This is a genomic window from Thiorhodococcus minor (assembly GCF_010820565.1).
Classification (GTDB): Bacteria; Pseudomonadota; Gammaproteobacteria; order Chromatiales; family Chromatiaceae; genus Thiorhodococcus; species Thiorhodococcus minor.
Genome location: NZ_JAAIJQ010000160.1, coordinates 2,501 through 5,229, shown reverse-complemented (window position 1 = coordinate 5,229; position 2,729 = coordinate 2,501). Strand labels below are relative to the sequence as shown.

At 56.2% G+C, this 2,729-nt stretch carries 2 rRNA genes (1 of these 2 cut by a window edge); both read right to left on the bottom strand.

Annotated elements, in window-relative coordinates:
• Window positions 1-50: 50 nt before the first annotated feature.
• Window positions 51-166 (bottom strand): 5S ribosomal RNA (gene rrf / locus G3446_RS25485).
• Between the two features lie 76 nt (window positions 167-242).
• Window positions 243-2,729 (bottom strand): 23S ribosomal RNA (locus G3446_RS25480) (it continues 394 nt past the right edge of the window).

Below are 2,729 nucleotides of genomic sequence, written 5' to 3'. Positions count from 1 at the left end.
CGCGCAAGAAAAAACCCCCGTCACTGAGTGGCGGGGGTTTTGGGATAAGGCCCTGGCGGTGACCTACTTTCGCATGGGGAAGCCCCACACTAGCATCGGCGAGGCAGCGTTTCACGTCTGAGTTCGGGATGGGATCAGGTGGTTCCACTGTTCTATGGCCGCCAGGAAAACGGTGGGTGGCAGGGATTTCGCCTACCACCAGCAATTTGGTGTGATCGTCAGACAACGCACTTGGGTGTTATATGGTCAAGCCGCACGGTCAATTAGTACAGGTTAGCTTCACACGTTACCGCGCTTCCACACCCTGCCTATCAACGTGGTGGTCTTCCACGGACCTTCAGAGGCATCAAGTGCCTAGGGAGACCTCATCTCGGGAGGGGCTTCCCGCTTAGATGCTTTCAGCGGTTATCCCGTCCGTACATAGCTACCCGGCAGTGCCACTGGCGTGACAACCGGAACACCAGAGGTACGTCCACTCCGGTCCTCTCGTACTAGGAGCAGCTTCCCACAAGTCTCCAACGCCCACGGCAGATAGGGACCGAACTGTCTCACGACGTTCTAAACCCAGCTCGCGTACCACTTTAAATGGCGAACAGCCATACCCTTGGGACCGACTTCAGCCCCAGGATGTGATGAGCCGACATCGAGGTGCCAAACACCGCCGTCGATATGAACTCTTGGGCGGTATCAGCCTGTTATCCCCGGAGTACCTTTTATCCGTTGAGCGATGGCCCTTCCATACAGAACCACCGGATCACTAAGACCTACTTTCGTACCTGCTCGACGTGTCTGTCTCGCAGTCAAGCACCCTTATGCCTTTGCACTCAATGCGCGATTTCCGACCGCGCTGAGGGTACCTTCGTGCTCCTCCGTTACACTTTGGGAGGAGACCGCCCCAGTCAAACTACCCACCATGCACTGTCCCTACCCCGGATCACGGGGCGAGGTTAGAACGTCAAACATACCAGGGTGGTATTTCAAGGTCGGCTCCACAGCAACTAGCGTCACTGCTTCAAAGCCTCCCACCTATCCTACACAAGTAGGCTCAACGTCCAGTGCAAAGCTGTAGTAAAGGTTCACGGGGTCTTTCCGTCTAGCCGCGGGTACTCGGCATCTTGACCGAGATTTCAATTTCACTGAGTCTCGGGTAGAGACAGTGCCGCCATCGTTACGCCATTCGTGCAGGTCGGAACTTACCCGACAAGGAATTTCGCTACCTTAGGACCGTTATAGTTACGGCCGCCGTTTACCGGGGCTTCGATCAAGAGCTTCTCCGAAGATAACCCCATCACTTAACCTTCCGGCACCGGGCAGGCGTCACACCCTATACGTCCGCTTGCGCGTTTGCAGAGTGCTGTGTTTTTAATAAACAGTCGCAGCGGCCTGGTCACTGCAACCCCTCTCCGCTCCAGCCGCAGGGCCTTCACGGGACAGGGGCGTACCTTCTCCCGAAGTTACGGTACCATTTTGCCTAGTTCCTTTACCCGAGTTCTCTCAAGCGCCTGGGGATTCTCACCCTGCCCACCTGTGTCGGTTTGGGGTACGGTCACTCAACACCTGAAGCTTAGAGGCTTTTCTTGGAAGCTTGGCATCAATCACTTCGTCTCCGTGGAGACTCGTCATCACGTCTCAGAATTGATCCCCCGGATTTGCCTAAGGAATCTCCCTACACGCTTGAACCGGCAACCATCAGCCGGATGACCTAGCCTTCTCCGTCCCCCCATCGCAGTGTTGCGCGGTGCCGGAATATTAACCGGCTTCCCATCGACTACGCCTTTCGGCCTCGCCTTAGGGGCCGACTCACCCTGCGCCGATGAACGTTGCGCAGGAAACCTTGGGCTTTCGGCGAGGGGGACTCTCACCCCCTTGATCGTTACTCATGTCAGCATTCGCACTTCTGATACCTCCAGCATGCGTTACCACACACCTTCAACGGCCTACAGAACGCTCCCCTACCATGCCTGACGGCATCCGCAGCTTCGGTACATGGCTTAAGCCCCGTTACATCTTCCGCGCAGGCCGACTCGACCAGTGAGCTATTACGCTTTCTTTAAAGGATGGCTGCTTCTAAGCCAACCTCCTGGCTGTCTGGGCCTTCCCACATCGTTTCCCACTGAGCCATGATTTAGGGACCTTAGCTGGCGGTCTGGGTTGTTGCCCTCTCGACGACGGACGTTAGCACCCGCCGTCTGTCTCCCGTGATCGCACTTACTGGTATTCGGAGTTTGCATCGGTTTGGTAAGCCGGGATGGCCCCCTAGCCGAAACAGTGCTCTACCCCCAGTAGTGAAACACGAGGCGCTACCTAAATAGCTTTCGGGGAGAACCAGCTATCTCCGGGCTTGATTAGCCTTTCACTCCGACCCACAGCTCATCCGAATCTTTTTCAACAGATCCCGGTTCGGGCCTCCAGTAGGTGTTACCCCACCTTCACCCTGGCCATGGGTAGATCGCCCGGTTTCGGGTCTACTCCCAGCGACTCAAACGCCCATTTAAGACTCGCTTTCGCTACGCCTCCCCTAGTCGGTTAAGCTTGCCACTGAGAAGTAAGTCGCTGACCCATTATACAAAAGGTACGCCGTCACCCGCTCGCGCAGGCTCCGACTGCTTGTACGCAGACGGTTTCAGGTTCTATTTCACTCCCCTCAACGGGGTTCTTTTCGCCTTTCCCTCACGGTACTGGTTCACTATCGGTCGGTCGGGAGTATTTAGCCTTGGAGGATGGTCCCC